An 18545-nucleotide genomic window follows, 5' to 3' on the forward strand; every position below is an offset into this window, starting at 1 on the left:
CCAATGACGTGGGGGTTTCATGGCGTCTCCAGGTGTGACGGTTCGTGGGGATACCGAGACTGAAAGGAAACTTTCCTAACCCGGATGGAAGCAGCCACCGCGCGCAGTCGCAAGGGTCATGACAAGAATGATCGCCCGCCCGCACACCTGAGCGGATCGACGGACGGGGTCGGGACCGCATCGACGGGCCACGGACGGTCCCGGCCCGTGTGCGACGGTCCGCCCCCGCTCCTAACGTGGGGTCATGATCCGGTTCGAGCAGGTCAGCAAGGTCTATCCGGACGGCACGACGGCGGTCGACGAACTCTCCTTCGAGGTCGCCGAGGGCGAACTCGTCACCCTCGTGGGCCCCTCCGGCTGCGGCAAGACGACCACGATGATGATGGTGAACCGGCTGATCGAACCGACCTCCGGCCGCATCGAGGTCGCCGGCGAGGACGTCTCGTCCGTGGACCCGGTCGCCCTGCGCCGCCGCATCGGCTACGTCATCCAACAGGCCGGGCTCTTCCCGCACCGCACCGTCCTCGACAACACCGCCACCGTCCCCGCGCTCCTCGGCTGGAAGAAGGCGAAGGCACGCGCGAGGGCCGCCGAACTCCTCGACCTGGTGGGCCTGGACCCCACGACGTACGGCCCCCGCTATCCGGCCCAGCTCTCCGGCGGCCAGCGCCAGCGGGTCGGCGTGGCCCGCGCCCTGGCCGCCGACCCGCCCGTGCTGCTGATGGACGAACCCTTCGGCGCCGTCGACCCGGTGGTGCGCGAGCACCTCCAGAACGAGTTCCTCAGCCTCCAGGCCACCGTCCGCAAGACCGTGCTGCTGGTCACCCACGACATCGAGGAGGCGGTGCGCATGGGCGATCGCATCGCCGTGTACGGACAGGGCCGCATCGAGCAGTACGACACCCCGGCGACCGTGCTCGGGGCGCCCGCGACGGAGTACGTGGCGCGGTTCGTCGGCGCCGACCGGGGGTTGAAGCGGCTGTCGGTGACCACGATCGAGGAGGACGACCTCGAACAGCCGCCGGTGGCCCGCCTCGACGAGACCGCGCGCTCCGCCGCGACCCGGATGCGCGCCCAGGGCGCCCGCTGGGCCGTCGTCCTGGGCGCGGACGGCGATCTGCACGGCTGGGTCTCCGCCGAAGCCCTCGCCATCGCGGGCGAACAGGGCGCGGTCGGTGACCTGGCGCGCCGCATGGAGGCGTGGGTCCCGCTCGGCGCCTCCCTGAAACGGGCGTTCAGCGAGATGCTCCAGCACGACGCGGGCTGGGTGGCGGTGGTCGACGGCGACCACTTCGTGGGCGTGCTGACCCCCGCGAAGCTCCACGAGGCCCTGCGCAGATCGGTGGACGCGGACGCCCAGGGGGTGGCGCGGGGCTCGGTCGACTTCACCTCGGTGTCCGACGCCTGACCTCAGCCACGATAATCGTCCGGTGATCGAAGAACCCCCGGTCGAGCCGGTCGCCCTGCGGGTGGTCACCGACGACGAGTGGCCGCTCTGGCGGGACCTGCGACGTGCGGCCGTCGCCGATGCGCCGCACGCCTTCTGCTCCCGCATCGACGACTGGCACCGCGGCGAGGAGGCCCGCTGGCGCGCGATGTCGACCGACCCCGGCTCGTACAACCTCATCGCCGAGGCCGACGCCCGCCCCGTCGGCATGGCGCGCGGACTGCGCCTCGGGACCACAGCGGCGTACGAGCTGCGCTCGGTCTGGGTGGCGCCGACGGCCCGGGGGCGGGGCGTGGCCGACCTCCTCGTCACGGCCGTGGAGGATTGGGCCCTGTGTCAGGGCGCCCACTCGCTGCGGCTGTTGGTCGCCCCCGGCAACGCGCCGGCCGACGCCCTCTACCGGCGTCACGGCTTCCTGCAGACCGGCGAACTCGGCGGCCCCGCCCCGGACGGCGTCGGCCAGCAGTACGTGATGGCGAAGGAACTGCCCGCGCCCGACGCCCGGCCGTCTTGACACGACGGCGCGTCACACCCCGGGTACCGCCGTCGAACCGGGGTGCGAGGCCGTGACCGGCGCGGGATTCGGCTACCGTGCTGGGTGTGCTGATCAGGGGAGGGGACGCCACCGTGCCGGGAACCGCGCTGCTCATCGCAGCCGCGCCGGTCGGCAAGGGGCGTCTGGTCGATGCCAGTTCCGTTCTGCCCGCGCTCGCCGCGGTGCCGCCGAGCGCGCTGACGGGGACCGCTGCCGCGACCGTCGTCGAGTTGGCCGATCCGTTGGACCCGCAGACGGTCCTGACGCGGATCCGGGCGGCTGCGGCGTCGGAGGGGCCGCTGTTCCTGTACGTCGCGGGGCAGCTGCAACTCGACCGCAAGCAGCAGTTGCCGCACCTGGCGCTCGCCCGCACCACGGCGACGACGCTGCGCTACACCGCCCTGCCGTGGCACTGGCTCGCCTCCGAGCTGACCATCCGCCGGCCGGGGACGACGACGGTGGTGGTGGACCTGGTCACCGCGCCCGAGGTCTGGCAGCGCATCACGTCCGAGGGGCCCAAGCTGCTGGCGCTCGGCTCCGCGATCCGGCTGTACGGGCGCGTTGCCCCGCCGCCGCAGCGGCGCGAGCCCGCGGTCCCGGCGTACCTCGCCGCCTGCGCCTCGATCTGGCGCAGCGGGGCGCGGCCCGACCCGGCGGCGCTGCACGAGCAGGCGGCGGTCCAAGCGGGCGGCGCGGGGGCGCTGTTGCTGGCGCCGCCGTCGGCCACCGCGGTGCCGCCGGTCGGCTACGCACCGGCGGGCGCCCCCGGCCCGAAGGTCCCGGCCCCCACCCCCCGGGACCCGCATCCCGCGATCCTGGCCGCCGCGCAGGCGGGACGGCACGAGGAGGCCGCCGCCGTCGCCGCTGCCTGGGAGGAGCACGAGGTGCGGACGTACGGCCCGGGCTCGTCGCAGGCCGTGCACTGGCTGGAGGTACGGGCGGACCTGGCCCGGCTCGCCGGTGATCCCGCCGTCAGCTGCGAGCTGTGGATGGGTGCGGCGGACGCCCGGCTCGGGCGGCACCAGGCCACCGACGACCCCGACGTGGAGGGGGCGGTGGACCGCGCGCACCACCAGTGGGAGCAGATCCGGGACCGGGAGGGGGCCCGACGGCTCGCCCCGCGCCTGGTCGCGCTGCGCCGCCGGGTACCGGGCCGTCAGCGCGGGGCCCTGCGGGTGCTCCAGCGACGCCTGGAGCAGCTGCACACGGGGCCGCCCCCGGTCTCCGGCGAGCTGGGGCACGCCTGAGGCACCGGGCCGCCGCGGCTCACAGCAGGCCCTTCGACGTCAGATAGGTGCGGGCGACGTCCTCCGGGAGGCGTCGCCAGCTGTCGACCTCTTCGTTCATCGACGCCAGGTCCTCGGTCGTCAGCACGGTGTTCAGTCGCCCGAGGGCCGTGGTGACCCCGGTGGCGCCGGCGCGCGCCCGGTTGACCACGGGCACGATGTAGTCGGCGTTCTGCAGGTGCTTGTCGTCGTCGAGCAGCACCAGGTCGAACTGGTCCAGCGTCGCGTCGGTCGTGGTGGTCAGCATCATCTGGTCCCGACCGCTCTGCACGGCCTGCTTGGCCTGGGTCGTGCCCACTCCCTTGGGGTCGATGCCGGTGATGTCGATGCCGTACGTCTCCTTCAGACCGGGCTCGCAGTACGGCCGCTGGACGCACTCGTCACCGGCCGCGAGCCGTACCGGGAGCCCGGAGCGGCCCAGGTCGCTGAGGGTCTTCAGGTCGTGCTCGGCGGCGTACGGGCGGGCGACGGCGAAGGCGTTCTGGTCGACCGCCCGGCCGGGGTCGAGGACGGTGAGGCCGCGGGGGGCGGCCAGCCGTCGCAGCGCGGTCATGGTGGCGGTGAGGTCGGGCGAGCCGGCGGGGGGCGCGTCCTCCCCGTTCACCTTGGCGTTCAACCAGTCGGCGAAGGTGGCGGCGTACTCGGGCACCACGTCGATCCGGCCGCTCTCCAGGGCGGGTTCGTAGATCTCGCGGTTGGTGACGGACAGGATCCGGGTGCCGTAGCCGGCGCGGTCCAGCAGCAGTGCGTACATCTGCGCGAGCAGATCGCTCTCGGTGAAGCCCGCGGAGCCGATGGTCAGGTGCTTGCTGTCACCGGGAGGTACGTCGACCTCACCGCGGTTCTCCAGCGACGGCCCGGTCCCACAGCCGGCGACCACCGCCAGGGCCACGAGGAGCAGGAGCACCGGTCGTCGCCGGGCCGTGGGCGGGGGTCGGCGGCGGGCCATCAGGAGCCGCCCGTGCGGACGCCGCCGACCGGCGCGATCCGTTGCGCCAGGACGAACAGCCCCTCGATGACCAGTGCGAGCGCCGCGACGAGGACGGCGCCGGCGACCACCCGGGGCGTGGAGGCGAGGTTGAACCCGGCGATGATGATGCGACCGAGGCCGCCGCCGCCGGCGAGCGCCGCGATGGTCGCGGTCGCCACCAGCTGGACCGCTGCGATCCGCACCCCGGTGAGGACCAGCGGCAGCGCCAGGGGGACCTCGACGCCCCGCAGCACCTGCGTCCCGGTCATGCCCATGCCCCGTGCGGCGCGTACGACGTCCTGGTCCACGCCGCGCATCCCGGTGTACGCGTTGGTCAGCAGCGGCGGCACGGCGAACAGCACCAGCGCGATGACGGTGGGCCAGGAGCCGAAGTCCCCGAGCGGGCTGAGGAGCAGCAGCACCAGCACGGCGAAGGTGGGCACGGCGCGGCCCGCGTTGGAGATGTTCACCGCGAGCGCGCCCCCCTTGCCGAGGTGGCCGAGGTACAGCGCGACGGGGAGGGCGATCAGGCAGCTCAACCCGAGGCAGACGGCGGTGAGGTAGAGGTGCTCGACGAGCCGTTCGGCGATGCCGCCGTCACCGCTCCAGTTCGCTCCGTCGGTCAGCCAGTCCCAGGCCGCTGCGAGGGTGTTCACGCCGGCGCCCCCTTCTGCGGCCTCGCCCACGGCGTGGCGCACCGCTGCACCAGCAGGAGGGCGAGGTCGGCGGCGACGGCGATCACCACGCACAGCACGGACGCGGTGAGCACCTGGGCCTTGAAGTAGGTGTTCATGCCCGAGTAGATGAGGTTGCCGAGGCCGCCGTGGCCGACGATCGCGCCGATCGTGGCGAGGGAGACGGCGGAGACGGTCGCGATCCTCAGCCCTGCCATGGACGCCGGCAGGGCGAGCGGCAGTTCGACCGCGAGCAGCAGGCGGACGGGGCCGTACCCCATGCCGCGGGCGGCCTGCCGGGTCTCCTCGGGGACGGCCCGGAGCCCGGCGAGGACGTTGCGGACCAGCAAGGTCAGCGAGTAGAGCACGAGCCCGGCGATCACCAGCGCGGCGGACAGGCCGTAGAGCGGCAGCAACAGCGAGAACATGGCGAGGGAGGGGATCGTGTAGAGGACGGTGGTGACGCCCAGCACCGGGCCGGCCGCGAGCTTCCAGCGGCGGGCGACGACGGCCAGCGGGACGGCGATGAGGAGCGCGAGGCCGACGGAGACGAAGGTGAGTTGGAGGTGCTGGACGACGGCGTCCAGCAGGATCTCGCGGCGGGTGGACAGATAGGCGCCGCAGATCCACTCGTTGCGCGCGAGGCAGTCGTCGGGGGGCGCCGTCATCACCCCATTCGAGCCCGCGGGGACGGCGGAACGCGCGTTGTGTTCACCCGAACGGGCACGTCCGGGCGCCGCGGGGCGATGAAGGACCGACCCGGCCGTGCACGGTCGGCCGGCCACGGGCCGGCGGGGCGCCAGCGGGCCCCGTACCCCCTCGGACCTGCGGCGGAACCGGACATGCGGGTATCCGTCCGCACGGGGTGACGGTAGGTTCTGCATCGGGGCCGGCCGTCGGGCGGGCCGGGAAACGGGAGTGGGCGGCATGACCCAGAGCGGGCACGCCGGGCGCGCGGCACGCGGCGGTCCGGCCGGAGCCGTCGAGGACCGTCGGGCGCCCGAGCGCACCAGACGGCCCAAGGACCGCCGGGCGATCATCGCGCGGGTCGCGGCCGAGCTGTTCGCCGAGCGGGGGTACGCCGCCACCGGGGTCGGGGACATCGCCGAACGCGTCGGCGTCTCCCCCGGCGCGATCTACCGGCACTTCAGCGGCAAGGAGGACCTGCTGAGGTCCGTGCTCCAGGACGCGCTGGACCGCTTCGACCAGGCCGCCCGCCCGGCGCCACCGGGACCGGACGGGATGGGCGGCGGCCCCGAGGAGCGGTTGCGCGAGGTGGTCCGGTGCACGGTGGACGTGACCCTGGCCCACCCGACGCTCGTCAGCACGTACGTGCGCGACCGGGCGTCGCTGTCGAAGGAGGCGGCCGGGGAGCTGGGTGCCGGGGAGGCGGTGGTCGCCCGACTGTGGGAGCGCGCCGTGCACGAGGCCCGGCCGGAGGTCTCCCGCGCCGATGCCCGGGTCCGCAAGCGCGCCGTCAACGGGGTGCTGGCGCTGCTCGCCCGCGGCGCGCACCGCCCGCCCGACCCGCGCCTGGCCGCACGGGTCACCGAGTCGCTGTGGGCCCTGCTGGTGGCGCCGGCCGCACCGGGGCCCGCGGCCGGCGCCCGACCGCGGCGGCGCACGTGGACCCCGCCGCGCTCGCGCCGCGAGGAGATCCGGGACGTCGCGGCGACGCTGTTCCGCCAGTACGGCTACCACGGCGTGGGCATCGACCAGATCGGCAGGGCGGCCGGGATCTCGGGGCCGACGGTGTACGGCACGTACGACAGCAAGGTGGAGATCCTGGTGGACGCCTGCGACCACGCGGTGGCGAAGCTGGAGATCTCGGTGGAGCGGGCGCTGGAGGAGGCGGGGTCGGCCCGGGAGGCGCTGTGGTTGATTTCCCGCTCGTACGCGGACACGGTGTTCGCGGACGCCGACGTCATCGCCGTGGCCGCCCGGGAGGGCGATGCGCTCCCCGCGTACGACGGCACCCGCATCCAGCGGCGGTTGCGGGACCTGCGGCAGGTGTGCTCGGCGGTGCTGCTGGAAGTGCGGCCCGACCTGGAGGAGACGGAGGCGCGGGTGCTGACCGCGGCGGCGAACGCGGCCGTCCAGGAAGTGGCGCTGCTGCGGCGCGGACGCCCGACGCCGACCGCCGCGGGCGCCCTCTCCCTGCGGTTCCTGCTGCCGCACGACGCGCCTTGAGGCTCCGGGCCGGATGCGCACGGGGCCGCACGGTCGGGGGAGGGAGACGGGGCACGGGGGGCGTACGAGCGCATTGAGGGGGTGGTAGGGGTGGTTCGCCGGGCGGCGCCGTGAATATCTTCGGAAGGCTCATGTCCGAAACAGACCCGGACCAAGTGGCGGCTTCGAGGAAGGATCGGCCCCTGTCGTGACCGGCAAGGATGAGGAAAACAAGCTGTGGGTCAGGCGGTTCAACCCCCGCGACGACAGTGGGCTCAGACTCGTCTGTCTGCCCCACGCGGGCGGCTCCGCCTCCTTCTACCTCCCCGTGGCGCACGCCGCGCCGGGCCCCGTCGACGTCCTGGCCATCCAGTACCCGGGCCGTCAGGACCGCCGCAAGGAGCCCAACGTCGCCACCGTCCCGGAGCTGGCCGACGAGGTCACCCGGGCGCTTGAGCCCTGGCTCGACCAGCCCCTGGCGCTGTTCGGCCACAGCATGGGCGCGACGCTCGCCTTCGAGGTGGCCCGACGGCTGGAGGACCGCCACGGCGTCGTGCTGGAGGCGCTGTTCGCCTCGGGCCGCCGCGCGCCGTCGCGGCACCGGGACGAGAACGTGCACCGCCTGGGCGACGACGGCGTGATCGCCGAGCTGAAGCGCCTGAGCGGCACCGACTCCCAGGTGCTGGGCGACGAGGACCTGCTGAGGATGGTGCTGCCCGCGATCCGGGCCGACTACCAAGCGGTGGAGACGTACGTCTACGAGCCGGGGGCGAAGCTGCGCTGCCCCGTGATCGGGCTGGTCGGCGACGACGACCCCAAGGTGACCGTGGACGAGGCGCGTTCCTGGGGCGACCACACGGAGAGCACGTTCGACCTCCACGTGTACACCGGCGGTCACTTCTATCTGACGAACCACCAGGCCGCGATCATGAAGGTGATCTCGGACAACCTGCTGCCCGCGCGCACCGGCTGACGCCCGGGGGAACCCGGCTCGCGGCGGTGCGAGGGGCCGGCGGGCGGCGGACCCACCGAGGTCCGCCACCCGCCCGGCGCCGTCGTCCGTACGCGTCAGAGCACGGGCACGTGGAGGCGGTCGTCGGCCTCCCCAATACACCGTGCAACGGCCATGCATCCCTTCGTCGAACACGTCGACTTCCCGAAGGGAATCGGCCGGAAAGGGCGGACGGGCTCAGCGCGCCGCAGGACCGCAGCCGCCGTACCAGCGCACCGGGACCCCGCGCGAGCAGTGCGCCTCGCCCCGGCCCTCCAGGGTCACGAGGTGGGCCAGGGTCTCGCTCAGCGCAAAACGACGATTCACCTGTGAGAAGGATTCCCACGGCCGGGACCACGACAGCAGGGCCGCCAGCTCCCAGGCCGTGGCGCCCGGAGAGCGCTCCACCAGGGCGAGCAGTTCGGCCAGGCGCTCCACGTGGTGGCGCACCATCACCGCCGTGCGGTGGCTCAGACCCCGGAACCGGTACTCGTGCGCCGGCAGCACCTCGTCGACGTCGAGGCGGTCCAGCCGGCCGAGGGAGCGCAGGAACTCCTTCAGCGGGTCTCCCCCGTCCTGGCGGAACACCGCGATCTGCGGGGTGATCCTGGGCAGGACGTGGTCGCCGGAGAAGAGCAGCCGGGCGGTCGGCTCGTAGAAGCAGGTGTGCCCGGGCGTGTGGCCGGGGGTCCACACCGCGCGCAGCTCCCGGCCGCCCGCGCGCAGCACGTCGCCGTCCGCCAGGACGCGGTCGGCAAGGGCGGGGGCGAGGTGGCGCGCCACCTCCATGGCCTCGACGGTGCTGTGCGCCTCGTCGGCCGCGACGCCGTGTTCCTGGAGGTGGCCGCCGACCACCCGGATCCACTCGTCGACGCTGGAGGGCAGGTTCTTCACCTCGGCCGCGTCGAGTTCGTGCAGGGCGATCCACGCGCCGGACGCCTCGCGCACCCGGCCGGCCAACCCGAGGTGGTCGCCGTGGAAGTGGGTGACCAGCACCCCGCGGACGTCTTGGACGTCAGCGCCGATCTCGGCGATGCCCCGGGTCAGCGCCGCCCAGGACACGTCGTCGTCCCAGCCGGCGTCCACGAGCACGAGGCCGTCGTCCGCCTCCAGTGCGTACACCAGGACGTAGCGCAGGGGGTTGTCGGGGATCGGCACCGGCACGGACCACAGACCGGGGGCGACCCGCTCGACCGGCGGCAGCACGCGGTCCTGCCACGCCTGCCACTGCACCTGGCCGGTGATCTCGATTCCCACGGCGCTTCCCCTCCGAGCGGCGACTGAACGCACGTTCACTTTTCCGTGTAGCGCGCACACGTGTCAAGCGCGTCCCGTGCCCGCCCGACGGGTCCCGGGTGCCCCGGTCACCGAATGGGTGGCGACGGCACTAGGTTGAACAGCAGGACGAACGGGGCAGCGATCGCATGCAGCGTCGAAGAGCAACAGCCGGGAGGTTCACTTCATGACAGCCGAGAAGCCGGGCACGGAACCGGGAGAGACGCGCCACCCCGAGTTCGACACCGGGGCGCCGCACTCCGCCCGGGTGTGGAACTACTGGCTGGGCGGTAAGGACAACTACCCCGTCGACCAGTACCTCGGCGAGGAGTTCCGGCAGTCGTTCCCCGGCATCGTCGACCTCGCCCGAGACTCCCGCGCCTTCCTCGCCCGCACGGTCACCCATCTGGCGATCGAGCAGGGCATCCGTCAGTTCCTCGACATCGGCACCGGGCTGCCCACGGCCGACAACACCCACCAGATCGCCCAGCGGGCCGCCCCCTCCTCCCGGATCGTGTACGTGGACAACGACCCGCTCGTCCTCGCCCACGCCCGTGCGCTGCTGGTCAGCACGCCCGAGGGGGTCACGGACTACGTGGACGCGGACCTGCACGACCCCGAAGCGGTGATCGAGAAGGCCGCGGGCACCCTGGACCTGTCCCAGCCGGTGGCCCTCACGCTGATGCAGGTGATCGGGCACGTGGCCACCTATGAAGGGGCCCGGTCGGTCGTGGACCGGCTGCTGGGCGCGCTGCCGTCCGGGAGCTACCTCGTCTTCAACGACAGCGTGAACACCCACGAGGGCAACGCCGAGGCCACCCGTCTGTACAACGCCAGCGGGGCCGTCCCGTACCACCTGCGCAGCCCGGCCGAGATCGCCGGGTTCTTCGAGGGGATGGAGCTGTTGGCGCCGGGCGTGGTGCCGCTCGCCCGGTGGCGTCCGCAGCCGGGCGCGGCCGTCGACGGCGACGTCATCGCACTGGGCGGGGTGGCCCGCAAGCCGTAGCGGCGGCTTCCGGGCGCGGCGATGCGCCGCCGGGACGGGCCCACGCCCCGGCGGCGCTTCGTCGGCTCCCTTGCACAGCCGACGTCAGGGGGTCCCGCCGGCCGCGAAGGCCAGGCGGGCGGCCCGGCGCCAGCGGTTCGCCGGCTGCCGGGGGTGCAGTGCGGCGATCGCCGCGCAGTACTTGGTGAACACCGCGGGGCGCACCCCGTGGGCGTGCAGGAAGAGGTCGGCCTCGGTGAGGTGTCCGGTGGTCTTCGTCTCCACCAGCACCAGCCCCGGATCACACCGTACGGACCGGTCGGCCCGTACGTCGTGGCAGCTCAGCCCGGTGTCGCAGGTGATCCGCTCGCCGTCGGAGACCAGTGTGGCGCGCCGGTAGTCGGTGACGATCGACGGCGACAGGTCCGCGGGCGGCTCCAGTCCGTACGCGGCACGGAGGTGGCCGGCGAGGAACTCCCGGTACGGCGCGTCCAGCGGGGTGTCGGCGCCGGTGAGCGGGCGGCGGTGCTTGATGGTCTCGCCCCGGCCGCTCTTCAGCTTGATCTCGAACTGGCGCAGCCCGGAGTCCCGGTAGACCCGCTCGCGGATCTTGAACCGTAGCCGTCGTCCTTGACGGTGCTCGTGGAAACAGCGCCAGTCGGGGGTGTCGTAGTACACGGAGTGGTAGCCGAACCAGCGGCGGTCGTCGATGGTGAGCACCCGGAACGGACCGGCGGGGCGTGCCCGGTCGGTCAGATGGGCGACGAGCCGGGTGAAGACCCCGGCGGGGACGAGGTATGCCTGGTCGAAGCGGGCCATCAGTTCGGCGCGCTCCTGGACTTCCTTCAGGGAGATGGGCGCCGCTGCGAGGACGGACTCGGCCACGGCGCCGAGTTCGGGCAGGACGAGTTGGCCGGTGCGCGGGGCTGGTGGGATGCGCGGTGCGCGGGCGGTGCGCCCCGGTCGGGGTGCGACGGCGAGGGTCACACCGCCTCCAGCGAGGGCTCTTCGGTGCGCTCGGCCCCGGTGGTGCGGGCGGGCTCGTCGGAGGAGGCGTCCGCCGCGCTCCGGGTGGCCTTCGCGGACGGCTTCGCCGTCCGGTAGCGCACGTCGACCACGGTCAGGTCGCGGACGTAGTCCACCTGCATGACAGTCCAGTTGAGTGGCTCACCCAAGCGCAGGCCCAGATCGGCCCGGAGGTCGTCGGCGCTTTCGTACACAGCGTCCAACGTGACCACGGTCCGGCGGGACCTGGCGAACAGCTTCGGATGGTCCGCCGCATACACGACGAGGAGGAGCAGGAGGGTGAGGGCACCGGCCTCGCGGAGTTCGAGTTGCGGCAGACCGCAGATGAGTCCGATGACCAAGGTGGTGAAGTAATAGGCGACCTCTTCGTGTTGGATGGAATCGGAGCGGAGCCGAATTATGGACAGTACGCCGAAAAGGCCGAAGCCCAGTGCCGTCCCTCCGTTGCCGCCGACCTGGGCGAGCGCCGCCACCACGGTGAACAGCGCGGCGTTCAGGGCGAGGTAGGCAGGGAGGAGGTCCCTACGACGGTGCCTTGGATAGTAGACGGCGAACGTCAGCAGACTCACAGCTATCAGATCTAAACCCAGATGAGCGGCGAGTTGCCTCAGCGACTCCATGGGCGCACCTCCTGCATGGGTACATGACGTCGAGTTCCGATTTCCAGGAATCCTAAACCAACATCACGCAAAGAAGAGGGAAAGGGATTTTCTATTTCAGCCAAAGAGGCAATGAGATTTCTTTCACATGCCCATGAGAAGTTTTTCATAGTTAATGCGGGATTTCATCACGGGAAGGCATGCGAAGTTCCGTCACGACGACGTGAGTGCGCGCGCACGAAGGGGATGTGCGCGAGAGGAGGCGGTATGACGGAAGCGCCCGTCGAGTCAGCTCGCGCCGTCCAGACGGAGGGCCGGGGCGGCGTCCGGTGCGCCGGCCGGGTCCTGGTCGGCCGCCCACAGGGAGCGCACGTGGGCCAGGTGGCGACGCATGACGGCCTGGGCGGCTTCGGCGTCGCCGGTCAGCATGACGTCGAGCAGTTCCACGTGCTCCTGGGCCGAGTCCACCAGGGAGCCCTCGTGGTCGAGGTCGGTGAGGCCGAACAGCCGGGATCGCTTGCGCAGGTCGTCGACGACGGTGACCAGGTGGCGGTTGCCGGCGAGGGCGAGCAGTTCCAGGTGGAAGCGGCGGTCCGTCTCCAGGTAGCGGATCAGGTCGTGCTCGCGGGCCGCGGTGACGATGTCCTCGGCGATCGGCCGCAGCGCCTCCAACTGCTCGGCGCTGGCGGTGCGGGTGATGCGTCCGACGGTGGGGATCTCCATCAGCGCCCGGATCTCGGTGTACTCGTCGAGATCGGCCTCGGTCATCTCGGTGACCCGGAAGCCCTTGTTCCGTACGGCTTCCACCATGCCCTCGCGCGCGAGGTCGAGCATCGCCTCCCGCACGGGGGTCGGCGAGACGCCGAAGTCGGCGGCGAGGGCGGGCGCCGAGTAGATGACGCCGGGGCGCAGTTCGCCCGCGATCAGCGCCGCGCGCAGGGCGTTGGCGACCTGGTCGCGCAGGTTCTCCTGGACGGACACGAGATTGCGCCGCGTGGGCTCGGGCATGGCGGAGACTCCCTTCGCGGCCGGGCGTACGACTCGCTGTGCAATGTCACGTATCGGCGATCATACACACCGGACGGCCACCGGATCCGGGCGCCGTCGGCCGCCGCCCGGATGCGTCGATCGAGTGTGACGCCTCGTCATCATGGAGTGAGAGCCGTTCTGTTGCACCGTCGGGCGTCGGATCGGCTCCGTACCGCAACACATCGACGCCCGGCCGCGGCGCATCGCGCCTCACAGCAGGAAGCCGTCCGGGAACGGGTCGGTGGGGTCGAGGAAGAACTGGGCGTTGCCGGTGATCCAGGCCCGTCCGGTGACCGTCGGCACGACGGCGGGGCGGCCGGCGACCTCCGCGGTGTCGACCAGCCGTCCGGTGAAGGATGTGCCGAGGAACGACTCGTTCACGAAGTCGCGCTCCAACGGGAGTTCACCGCGGGCGTGCAGCTGTGCCATCCGTGCGGACGTGCCCGTGCCGCACGGCGAGCGGTCGAACCACCCGGGGTGGATGGCCATCGCGTGCCGCGAGCGGACCGCGTCCGAGCCGGGCGCGAGGAATTGCACGTGGTGGCAGCCCGCGATGCCGGGGTCCTCGGGGTGCACCGGTCGGTCCGTCTCGTTGACGGCCGTCATCAGCGCGAGCCCGGCGCGCAGGATGTCGTCCTTGCGCGACCGCTCGAAGGGCAGCCCCAGGGCGTCCAGCGGCACGATGGCGTAGAAGTTGCCGCCGTACGCCAGGTCGTAGGTCACCGGCCCGAGCCCCGGCACCTCGACCTTGCGGTCCAGGGCGACGCTGTACGCGGGGACGTTCCGCAGCGTGACGCCGACGGCGGCGCCGTCGTCCACGGCCACGTCCACGGCGACAAGTCCGGCCGGGGTGTCCAGCCGCACCCGGGTGACCGGTTCGGTGACGGTGACCATGCCCGTCTCGACGAGGACGGTGGCGACGCCGATGGTGCCGTGGCCGCACATCGGCAGCAGTCCGGACACCTCGATGAAGAGCACGCCCCAGTCGGCGTCCGGCCGGGTCGGCGGCTGGAGGACCGCCCCGCTCATCGCGGCGTGGCCCCGCGGCTCGTACATCAGGAAGGTGCGCAGGTGGTCGAGGTGGCGCTGGAAGTGGGTGCGGCGTTCGGCCATGGTGGCGCCGGGGACGGTGCCGATGCCTCCGGTGACGACCCGGGTGGGCATGCCCTCGGTGTGGGAGTCGACGACGTGGATGGTGCGGCGGCTGCGCATGGTGGGCTCCTGCTCCGTTCGGCCGTGCTCTCCTGGTGCGTGGTTCCGAATCGACCGGTGCGTGGGTCCGGATCACCTGGTGTGTGGATCCGTGTCACCTCGGGCCCGGGCCGGTGGCGTCAGCGCAGTCCGTCCGCGGCCAGCTTCTCGGTGATGTCGCGCACGGTGGCCGCGTCGGCGGGTGCGAGCGGGCCGCGCGGCGGGCGGCACGGACCGCCGTGCTGCCCGACGGCGTCCATCGACACCTTGATGGCCTGCACGAACTCCGGCTTGGAGTCCCAGCGCAGCAGTGGGTGCAGCGCCCGGTACAGCGGCAGTGCCCGGGGCAGGTCCTGGGCCACCGCCGCGGCGTACAGCGCGACCGACGCTTCGGGGAAGGTGTTCGGGAAGCCGGCGATCCAGCCCCTGGCGCCGGCGAGTGCCAACTCCAGGGCCACGTCGTCCGCGCCGATGAGCAGATCGAGCCCCGGGGCGCGCTCGACGATCTCGTACGCCCGCCGCACGTCACCGGTGAACTCCTTCACGGCGACGACGCTCCCGTCCGCGTACAGGTCGGCGAGCAGTGCCGGGCTGAGGTCGACGCGGGTGTCGTACGGGTTGTTGTACGCGACCACGGGCAGCCCCGCCCGCGCCACCTCCGCGTAGTGCGCGCGCACCGCGTCCGCGTCGGCGCGGTACGCGTTCGGCGGCAGCAACAGCACCGAGCCGGCGCCTGCTTCGGCGGCCCGCTCGCTCCACCGCCGGGCCTCGGCGCTGCCGTAGGCGGAGACGCCGGCCATCACGCGGCTGCCGTCGCCGGCCGCCGCGACGGCGGTGTGCACGATCTCGTCGCGCTCCTCGTCGGTGAGGGTCTGGTACTCCCCCAGCGAGCCGTTCACCACCACGCCGTCGCACCCCGCGGCGACGAGGCGGGCGACCTGTGCGGCGAACACGTCCTGCGCCACGCGGAGGTCGGGCCGCAGGGGTACAGGCGTGGCGACCATGACGCCCCGCCAGGGGTGGGCCGGGCCGTGCTGGTGCTCGGTCATCGGGTGCTCCTTCATGCCGGAGGGGTGGGACCGGGCGGTCGCTCCGCCACGGCGTCGAGGGCGTCCGCCGGTGCCGGGGGCAGTGCGGCGAGGTCTTCGAGGGACACCGGGAAGGCGAGCGGTCGGCGCGTATGGGGCAGCGGGGCTGCGCCGTCCCCACCGGCGGCCAGGCAGGCCACCGCGGGCGAGCACATCCGGCCCTGGCACCAGCCCATGCCGGCGCGCGTCAGCAGCTTCACGGTCCGCGGGTCGGCGGCGCCGTGTTCGCGCACGGCCGTGCGGACGGTGCCCGCGGTGACCTCCTCGCACCGGCACACGTCGGTGGTGTCGGACAGCCAGTGCGTCCAGCCGGCGCCGGGACGGTGCACCCGTGCCATCGCGTCCGCGAAGCGGCGCAGGGCGCGCCGGCGACGCAGCAGCGCCGTGGGGGTGCCGGCAGTGCGGGGGCGGGCGCCGAGGTCCAGTGCGGCGGCGAGCGCCGCGAGTTCGCCCTCGTGGCGGGCGAGGTCGGCGCCGCCGGTGCCGGTGGGTTCGCCGGCCGCCCACACCCGCGGGACGCTGGTGCGCTGCGCGGCGTCCACGACGAGGGCGGCGGTGCCGTCGGGCGCGGAGCGCGTGGCGCAGCCGACTTGGCCGGCGAGGTCGAGCTGGGGCACCAACCCGTGGCCGACGGCCACGGCGTCGCAGGGGACGGTGCGTTCACTGCCGGGGACGGGCCGCCAGGCGGCGTCGAGTCGGGCGAGGGTCACGGCCTCCACGCGGGCGTCGCCGTGCGCGGCGGTGACGGCGGTGCGGGTGTGCAGCGTCACGCCGTGACGCAGCAGGGTCGCGCCCAGCCGCAGCGCCTCCCCGGACTTGGCGAGGCCCGCGACCAGGGCGCGCGGCTCGCGGGCGTACCGGCGTACGTCACCGGCTTCGACGAGCGCGGGGACGCGGGCGCCGGCGTCGACGAGCGTGGCGGCGACGGCGAGCAGCAGCGGGCCGCTGCCGGCGACGACGACGCGTCGACCGGGCAGGACGCGTCCCGCCTTGAGCATGGCTTGGGCACCGCCGGCGCCGATCACTCCGGGCAGGGTCCAGCCGGGGAAGGGCAGTTGGCGCTCGTACGCTCCGGTGGCGAGCAGCAGCCCACGGGCCGGGACGGTGGCGTCCTCGGCGGTGCGGTGGCCGTCGGTGGCGGTGGTCCGCAGTGCCCAGCCGGGCGGCTGCGTGCGTTGGACGGACCACACCTGACGGTCGGGGAGGTAGGTGATGCGCCCCGACCTCCGGTGGGCGTCGAGCCGTCGGCGCTGGACGCCGAAGGCGGACCGGCCGCGATCGGCGGGGGCGGTGGCGAGCGCGGGGTGCGGAAGGCGGTGGTACTGTCCGCCGGGCCGTGGTGCGGCATCGATCAGCACCACCGCAAGACCGTGGTCGGCGGCGGTCAGTGCCGCGGTCAACCCGGCAGGACCGGCGCCGACGACGGCGAGGTCCCAGCCGTCCCCGTGGGACGTCCGCCGTGTCGTGGCGTCGCGCCGTGCGTCAGCGGTCACGACCGGTCCCCTCCTGGGAGGCGATGCGGTCCCCGGCGCGGGCCGGGACCAGACAGGCCCGTTGGTTGGGGCGGTCGTTGACGGTGATCAGGCAGTCGAAGCAGACCCCGATGCCGCAGAACGCCCCGCGCGGCCGGCCGCCGTCGCGGGTCGTCCGCCAGGCGAGGACGCCGGCGGCCCACAGCGCGGCGGCGACGGTCTGTCCCCGCAGTGCGGTGAGCGGCGCGCCGTCGTACTCGACGGTGAAGGCGGCCGGCGGTCCGGGGCGGGCCGGTTCGGGGCGGCTGCGCGGCAGCGGCACGGGCACTCCTTTCGAACGGAACTCCGGGAGGGGGAAGGGCCGCAGCGCGTCAGGGGAGCGCGGCGGTCGACGGCGTGGGGTCGAAGCGTTCGGGTCGGAAGGGCGCGAGGTCCGTGTCGGGCGGGGCGTGCGTCAGCGCCCGCGCGAGCAGCAGTCCGGTGGCGGGTGCCAGTCCGATGCCGGCGCCCTCGTGTCCGCAGGCGTGGTGCAGTCCGGGGACCCGCGGGTCGGGTCCGATGGCGGGGAGGTGGTCCGGGAGATAGGGCCGGAAGCCGCAGTACGTACGGATCGCGGACGCGCCGGCGAGGACGGGGAAGAGGTCGACGGCGCCGCGGGCGAGCCGTCGCAGCACCTCGGCGGAGGCGGTGCGGTCGAAGCCGACGCGCTCGCGGCTGGCGCCGATGAGCACGGGCCCGGCGGGGGTGCCTTCGACGACGGGCGAGGTCTGGAGCGCCGCGGAGCCGCTGGCCACGTCGGCGACGTACCCCGCCGCGTACACCTTGTGCCGCACCAGCGGCGGCAGGGGTTCGGTGACCAGGACGAAGCCGCGGCGCGGCAGTACGGGCAGCGGGGCGCCGGCGAGTCGTGCCACCTCGCCGCCCCAGACCCCGGCCGCGTTCACCACCGCGGGCGTGCGCAGTTCCGTGTGCGTGGTGCGCACGCCGCGTATGGCGCCGCCGGGTGTGGTGAGCACGTCGACGACCTCTTCGCCGAGGCGGACGTCCGCTCCCGCGCTGCGGGCGGCCCGCAGCAGTCGGGCCGCGGCGAGCGCCGGTTGCACCTGGGCGTCCTCGGGGTAGTGGAACGCCCCGGCGAGGTCCGGGGCGAGGTGTGGTTCGAGGTCGTGGAGCCGATCGGCGGGGACCTCCCGGGCGTCGACCCCGGCCGCGCGCTGGAGGGCGGTGAGGTGGCGCAGCGCGGTCAGTTCGGCGTCGTCGCCGGCGACGACGAGGCCGCCCTTCGCCTCGTACTCGAAGCCGCCCGTCCCGTCGGTGAGTTCGGTGGCGAGTTCGCGCCACAGGCGCAGCGACAGTCGGGCCAGGTCCAGTTCCGGGCCGGGCTCCTTGTCGGAGACGAGGAGGTTCCCCTCCCCCGCGCCGGTCGTGCCGCCCGCGGGGGCGCCGCGGTCGACGACGGTGACGCGCAGTCCGGCCCGGGTCGCGTAGTACGCGCAGGCCGCGCCGACGACGCCGGCGCCGACGACGACCACGTCCGGTTCCACAGAGCGTCCCTGGGCTGCCATGCACAGTAATATGTCACATGGCTCAGACCGTGCCAAGGGTGCGGGCGACACCCTTTCCGACGTCAAAAGAGCGGGCCCCGGCGGGAGTTGCCGCCGGGGCCGACTCGTACGACGACGGTCGTCCTAGTGCCGTGACCGGCAATGTTTGCCCGTGAGGAGTGCCGTCCGGTGCGTGCGATCGCAAGGCGGCCGGAAGCTCTGGTAGCGGAGCTACCAGGGGTTTCGGCCAACGCGGCGAGGGTG

At 73.4% G+C, this 18545-nt stretch carries 18 protein-coding genes; 6 read left to right on the forward strand and 12 right to left on the reverse strand.

Features of this window, described 5'->3' with window-relative positions:
• Nucleotides 1-244 precede the first annotated feature (244 nt).
• The 3 genes from AB0E05_RS16130 to AB0E05_RS16140 all read left to right on the forward strand — a co-directional run bounded on the left by AB0E05_RS16130 (nucleotide 245) and on the right by AB0E05_RS16140 (nucleotide 3229).
• Complete coding sequence (locus AB0E05_RS16130) at nucleotides 245-1408, forward strand: betaine/proline/choline family ABC transporter ATP-binding protein (protein WP_361963668.1); 1164 nt, start codon at nucleotides 245-247, stop codon at nucleotides 1406-1408.
• 22 nt (nucleotides 1409-1430) lie between these two features.
• Complete coding sequence (locus tag AB0E05_RS16135) at nucleotides 1431-1961, forward strand: GNAT family N-acetyltransferase (protein ID WP_361963670.1); 531 nt, start codon at nucleotides 1431-1433, stop codon at nucleotides 1959-1961.
• A gap of 77 nt (nucleotides 1962-2038) precedes the next feature.
• Nucleotides 2039-3229 carry a hypothetical protein gene (locus AB0E05_RS16140; RefSeq protein WP_361963672.1) on the forward strand — a complete coding sequence of 397 codons (1191 nt, stop codon included), beginning with the start codon at nucleotides 2039-2041 and terminating at the stop codon, nucleotides 3227-3229.
• 19 nt (nucleotides 3230-3248) lie between these two features.
• On the opposite strand, the gene AB0E05_RS16145 is transcribed toward AB0E05_RS16140, so the two are convergent.
• Genes AB0E05_RS16145 through AB0E05_RS16155 form a run of 3 tightly spaced genes read right to left on the reverse strand, consistent with a single transcriptional unit; the run spans nucleotide 3249 to nucleotide 5580 of the window.
• The gene (locus AB0E05_RS16145) at nucleotides 3249-4217 is read right to left on the reverse strand and encodes an ABC transporter substrate-binding protein (RefSeq protein ID WP_361963674.1); all 969 of its coding nucleotides are present in this window, start codon (nucleotides 4215-4217) and stop codon (nucleotides 3249-3251) included.
• Complete coding sequence (locus AB0E05_RS16150) at nucleotides 4217-4894, reverse strand: ABC transporter permease subunit (RefSeq protein ID WP_361963676.1); 678 nt, start codon at nucleotides 4892-4894, stop codon at nucleotides 4217-4219. The genes AB0E05_RS16145 and AB0E05_RS16150 overlap by 1 nt, the downstream gene beginning before the upstream one ends.
• The gene (locus tag AB0E05_RS16155; RefSeq protein ID WP_361963678.1) at nucleotides 4891-5580 is read right to left on the reverse strand and encodes an ABC transporter permease; all 690 of its coding nucleotides are present in this window, start codon (nucleotides 5578-5580) and stop codon (nucleotides 4891-4893) included. The genes AB0E05_RS16150 and AB0E05_RS16155 overlap by 4 nt, the downstream gene beginning before the upstream one ends.
• 259 nt (nucleotides 5581-5839) lie before the next feature.
• Between AB0E05_RS16155 and AB0E05_RS16160 the strand changes: the two genes are divergently transcribed.
• Nucleotides 5840-7102 carry a TetR family transcriptional regulator gene (locus AB0E05_RS16160; protein WP_361963680.1) on the forward strand — a complete coding sequence of 421 codons (1263 nt, stop codon included), beginning with the start codon at nucleotides 5840-5842 and terminating at the stop codon, nucleotides 7100-7102.
• Nucleotides 7103-7289: 187 nt separating this feature from the next.
• Nucleotides 7290-8054, forward strand: coding sequence for an alpha/beta fold hydrolase (locus AB0E05_RS16165; RefSeq protein ID WP_361963682.1), 765 nt, complete (start codon nucleotides 7290-7292; stop codon nucleotides 8052-8054).
• Between the two features lie 216 nt (nucleotides 8055-8270).
• On the opposite strand, the gene AB0E05_RS16170 is transcribed toward AB0E05_RS16165, so the two are convergent.
• Nucleotides 8271-9329, reverse strand: a complete 1059-nt coding sequence (locus AB0E05_RS16170; protein ID WP_361963684.1) for an MBL fold metallo-hydrolase — start codon at nucleotides 9327-9329, stop codon at nucleotides 8271-8273.
• Between the two features lie 205 nt (nucleotides 9330-9534).
• Here AB0E05_RS16170 and AB0E05_RS16175 point away from each other — a divergent pair, with 205 nt between their 5' ends.
• Nucleotides 9535-10353, forward strand: coding sequence for an SAM-dependent methyltransferase (locus AB0E05_RS16175; RefSeq protein ID WP_361963686.1), 819 nt, complete (start codon nucleotides 9535-9537; stop codon nucleotides 10351-10353).
• Between the two features lie 84 nt (nucleotides 10354-10437).
• Here AB0E05_RS16175 and AB0E05_RS16180 read toward each other — a convergent pair whose 3' ends face one another.
• The 8 genes from AB0E05_RS16180 to AB0E05_RS16215 all read right to left on the reverse strand — a co-directional run bounded on the left by AB0E05_RS16180 (nucleotide 10438) and on the right by AB0E05_RS16215 (nucleotide 18302).
• A complete protein-coding gene (locus AB0E05_RS16180; RefSeq protein WP_361963688.1) occupies nucleotides 10438-11319 on the reverse strand; it encodes a polyphosphate polymerase domain-containing protein in 882 nt (293 codons plus the stop codon).
• Nucleotides 11316-11978: a DUF4956 domain-containing protein gene (locus AB0E05_RS16185; protein ID WP_361963690.1), complete on the reverse strand. Its 663-nt coding sequence runs from the start codon at nucleotides 11976-11978 to the stop codon at nucleotides 11316-11318. Before AB0E05_RS16185 ends, AB0E05_RS16180 begins: the two co-directional genes overlap by 4 nt.
• 267 nt (nucleotides 11979-12245) lie before the next feature.
• Nucleotides 12246-12965 carry a GntR family transcriptional regulator gene (locus AB0E05_RS16190; RefSeq protein WP_361963692.1) on the reverse strand — a complete coding sequence of 240 codons (720 nt, stop codon included), beginning with the start codon at nucleotides 12963-12965 and terminating at the stop codon, nucleotides 12246-12248.
• A 231-nt stretch (nucleotides 12966-13196) separates the two neighbouring features.
• Nucleotides 13197-14198 carry a proline racemase family protein gene (locus tag AB0E05_RS16195; RefSeq protein ID WP_361963694.1) on the reverse strand — a complete coding sequence of 334 codons (1002 nt, stop codon included), beginning with the start codon at nucleotides 14196-14198 and terminating at the stop codon, nucleotides 13197-13199.
• A gap of 119 nt (nucleotides 14199-14317) precedes the next feature.
• Nucleotides 14318-15226, reverse strand: coding sequence for a dihydrodipicolinate synthase family protein (locus tag AB0E05_RS16200; RefSeq protein ID WP_361963696.1), 909 nt, complete (start codon nucleotides 15224-15226; stop codon nucleotides 14318-14320).
• 11 nt (nucleotides 15227-15237) lie between these two features.
• The gene (locus tag AB0E05_RS16205) at nucleotides 15238-16758 is read right to left on the reverse strand and encodes an NAD(P)/FAD-dependent oxidoreductase (RefSeq protein WP_361963698.1); all 1521 of its coding nucleotides are present in this window, start codon (nucleotides 16756-16758) and stop codon (nucleotides 15238-15240) included.
• Nucleotides 16748-17053 (reverse strand): (2Fe-2S)-binding protein, encoded by a 306-nt coding sequence (locus AB0E05_RS16210; RefSeq protein WP_361963876.1) that lies wholly within the window; start codon nucleotides 17051-17053, stop codon nucleotides 16748-16750. The genes AB0E05_RS16205 and AB0E05_RS16210 overlap by 11 nt, the downstream gene beginning before the upstream one ends.
• 55 nt (nucleotides 17054-17108) lie before the next feature.
• Nucleotides 17109-18302 carry an FAD-dependent oxidoreductase gene (locus tag AB0E05_RS16215; protein WP_361963700.1) on the reverse strand — a complete coding sequence of 398 codons (1194 nt, stop codon included), beginning with the start codon at nucleotides 18300-18302 and terminating at the stop codon, nucleotides 17109-17111.
• Nucleotides 18303-18545: the final 243 nt, after the last annotated feature.

It is taken from the genome of Streptomyces sp. NPDC048057 (genome assembly GCF_040653095.1).
In the GTDB taxonomy this organism is placed as follows: domain Bacteria; phylum Actinomycetota; class Actinomycetes; order Streptomycetales; family Streptomycetaceae; genus Streptomyces.

Bases quoted from the DNA above. Each gene is read 5' to 3' on its own strand.
- AB0E05_RS16130 (WP_361963668.1), top strand. From the start codon at position 245: ATGATCCGGTTCGAGCAGGTCAGCAAGGTCTATCCGGACGGCACGACG.
- AB0E05_RS16145 (WP_361963674.1), bottom strand. From the start codon at position 4,217: ATGGCCCGCCGCCGACCCCCGCCCACGGCCCGGCGACGACCGGTGCTC.
- AB0E05_RS16155 (WP_361963678.1), bottom strand. From the start codon at position 5,580: ATGACGGCGCCCCCCGACGACTGCCTCGCGCGCAACGAGTGGATCTGC.
- AB0E05_RS16160 (WP_361963680.1), top strand. From the start codon at position 5,840: ATGACCCAGAGCGGGCACGCCGGGCGCGCGGCACGCGGCGGTCCGGCC.
- AB0E05_RS16175 (WP_361963686.1), top strand. From the start codon at position 9,535: ATGACAGCCGAGAAGCCGGGCACGGAACCGGGAGAGACGCGCCACCCC.
- AB0E05_RS16185 (WP_361963690.1), bottom strand. From the start codon at position 11,978: ATGGAGTCGCTGAGGCAACTCGCCGCTCATCTGGGTTTAGATCTGATA.
- AB0E05_RS16190 (WP_361963692.1), bottom strand. From the start codon at position 12,965: ATGCCCGAGCCCACGCGGCGCAATCTCGTGTCCGTCCAGGAGAACCTG.
- AB0E05_RS16195 (WP_361963694.1), bottom strand. From the start codon at position 14,198: ATGCGCAGCCGCCGCACCATCCACGTCGTCGACTCCCACACCGAGGGC.
- AB0E05_RS16200 (WP_361963696.1), bottom strand. From the start codon at position 15,226: ATGACCGAGCACCAGCACGGCCCGGCCCACCCCTGGCGGGGCGTCATG.
- AB0E05_RS16215 (WP_361963700.1), bottom strand. From the start codon at position 18,302: ATGGCAGCCCAGGGACGCTCTGTGGAACCGGACGTGGTCGTCGTCGGC.